Annotated in this window: 2 protein-coding genes; both read left to right on the top strand. The window is 66.0% G+C overall.

Annotated elements, in window-relative coordinates; all coding sequences use genetic code 11:
- The first annotated feature begins 212 nt into the window (after positions 1-212).
- Positions 213-464, top strand: a complete 252-nt coding sequence (locus GUY59_RS46625; protein WP_138208789.1) for a helix-turn-helix domain-containing protein — start codon at positions 213-215, stop codon at positions 462-464.
- Positions 461-2143 (top strand): tyrosine-type recombinase/integrase, encoded by a 1683-nt coding sequence (locus tag GUY59_RS46620; RefSeq protein WP_138208790.1) that lies wholly within the window; start codon positions 461-463, stop codon positions 2141-2143. The genes GUY59_RS46625 and GUY59_RS46620 overlap by 4 nt, the downstream gene beginning before the upstream one ends.
- Positions 2144-2593: the final 450 nt, after the last annotated feature.

Here is a 2593-nt window from a genome sequence, read left to right as displayed (position 1 = left end):
AGAGACAGCGATACCACCCGCCCACGCACCCGCCGCCCCGCTACCGCACCCCGAACCCAGGGCTGTGGCCGCCCGTCGATGACCGGCAACCACATATCCCGCCCCGGGGGCCACGCGGGGGCGGGTCGGGGGCGTAGCGCCCACCACAGCCCGCCAGGAACACACGGCCCATACGGCCGCAGGCCTGTCCATCCACGTCACGGAGGTGATGCATGACCAGCACAACCCTAACCAGCCACCCCACGCAGCAGGCAATGCCAGAGGTGATCAGCCTGCTCGCAGCCGGACGGCTGCTCGGCATGGGCCGCACCAAGGCCTACCGCCTCGCCCGCGCGGGGCAGTTTCCGTGCCGCGTGTTGCGCATCGGTGGCCGGTACGCCGTACCGGTACGCGGGCTGCGGGCGCTACTCGACCACACCAGCACGGACGACGCTCAGAGCCGTCCGGCAAGCAAAGAAGGATGACCACGATGGCGAAAGCCCCGGACACGACAGCAGCCAAAGAGCCGACCGTAGCCAAGGGCACCACATTCAAAACGTGCGCCTGCAAGGACCCGGCCACCGGCAAGCGGCTCGGGAAGAACTGCCCCAAGCTACGCCGCCCGCACGACGACGGCGGAGCCCGGTGGAACACCACGCACGGCTCCTGGGGCTACCAACTGGAACTGCCCACCCATACCGACGGCAAGCGGCGTAACCCGCTGCGGCGCAGCGGATTCGCCACGCTAGAGGATGCCGGAGCCGAACTGGACCACGCCCGCGGTCTGCTCACCCTCGACAACGACCCAGCCGTACGGCGGCAGATCACCAAGCTGATGCTGTCGGTCCTCAAAGACACCAAGAGCCTGCCCAACACCGAGGAAGTGCGGCGTAAGGTCCGCACCCGCCAAGACCTCAACCGGCACATCACCGTGGCCGAGTGGCTGGAGGAATTCCTCAAGCGCAAGCGCGCCATCGAGGCGACGACGAAACGTTCCTACGAATCCCACGTCCGCCTCTACCTCAACGCCTACCTCGGAGACATCCGGCTGGACCGGCTCCGCGTCTCCGACATCGCCAGCATGTTCGATGCAATCGAGGAGTTCAACGACATCATCGCCACTGAACGCGCCAGCGGCGACCCCACCCGCATGGCAGCAGTCAAGTATCGGCGTCCGGTCGGCCCCACGAGCATGCACCGCATCCGCGCCACCCTGCGGCACGCCCTGAACATCGCGATCCGCCAGGACAGGCTCCTGGACTTCAACCCCGCCGCCGTCGTCGAGATGACACCAATCGACCGGCCCAAGCCGGTCATCTGGACCGAAGAGAAGGTGACACAATGGCGCAAGGACCACGCCGAACACCGGGACCGCCTCAAGCGGGCACGCGACGGCAAGCGCGTCGACCCGATCGCCACCTTCATCAGCACTCCCCGGCCCTCGCCCGTCATGGTGTGGACCACCGAACAGACCTCGGCCTTCCTCACCTACGCCCGCCGCGACCGGCTATTCGCCCTGTACCGACTCATCGCCGTACGCGGCCTGCGACGCGGCGAAGGAGCCGGCCTCCGCTGGCCGGACATCATCTTCGCGACATCAAGGATCGGCATCCACTGGCAGATCACCCAACTCGGCTGGACCCCGATCCAAGGCAGCCCGAAAACCGACGCCAGCGACCGCGAGATCGCCATCGACGCCGAAACGATGACCCTGCTCAAGGAGCACCGCAAGCGCCAGGCCCGGCAACGGCTGGCCGCAGGCGAAGACTGGGTCGACAGCGACTTCGTCTTCACCGATGAGCTGGGCCGACCGCTGCATCCACAGCAGGTGACCGACCGCTTCTACTGGCTGTGCTACCAAGCAGGGCTCCCACCGATCCGACTGCATGACCTGCGCCATGGAGCGGCCACCGCCATGCTCGCCGCCGGGGTCGACATCAAGATCGTTCAGGAGACCCTCGGGCATACGTCTTCGTCCTTCACCCGCGACACGTACACCAGCGTCTACCCCGAAGCAGCCGCCGCGGCAGCCGAAGCCACCGCCGCCCTGCTCTCCGCATCGTCACCGGTGCCACCTCGACATGACACAACTCGTCCCAGAGCAGGCGGCCAGACGGCCACCACAGAGACGGACGGGGCGGTGATTCACCTGCCCACCAGCTGATCAGCCGTCCCGGAAACCAGACTGGGGTAGGCCAGCCCGGCAGCAGCACACGCTCGAAGGGTGCTGCTGCCGGACGTCGAACGGATGGGCAAGGCTCCGCGTGACGCCCCGTATCGCAACGCCGCCACCTCTTGGTCAGGTGTATGACGGCCTGGATGGTCACCAGGGAAATGATGGCTCGGGCATGGGCTGATCCCGAGGGTAGACGGATGACGAGTAATGGGAATGAGCCGTTTACACGCTGTTCACGGGGAGGGTGGCTGTGGATATTCGGGGTGGGCTGGCTACGATTGTCATTCATTGCTGTGGTGATCGTTGTCACAGAACCTATTTCAGGCTCCGCATCGAGTGCCCTGGTCACAGCATGATCGCAAGTCCGAGGTTAGCCCCATGACGCAGCAGAGCTCCTGGTAGATGGGTTGATCACCACAACCACGCCCATCACAACCA

Origin of the sequence: Nonomuraea sp. K271 (assembly GCF_009908215.1) — a bacterium.
GTDB lineage: Bacteria > Actinomycetota > Actinomycetes > Streptosporangiales > Streptosporangiaceae > Nonomuraea > Nonomuraea longispora.
Note: the sequence above shows the minus strand (reverse complement) of the source record. Positions and strands in the feature narration are given on the sequence as shown.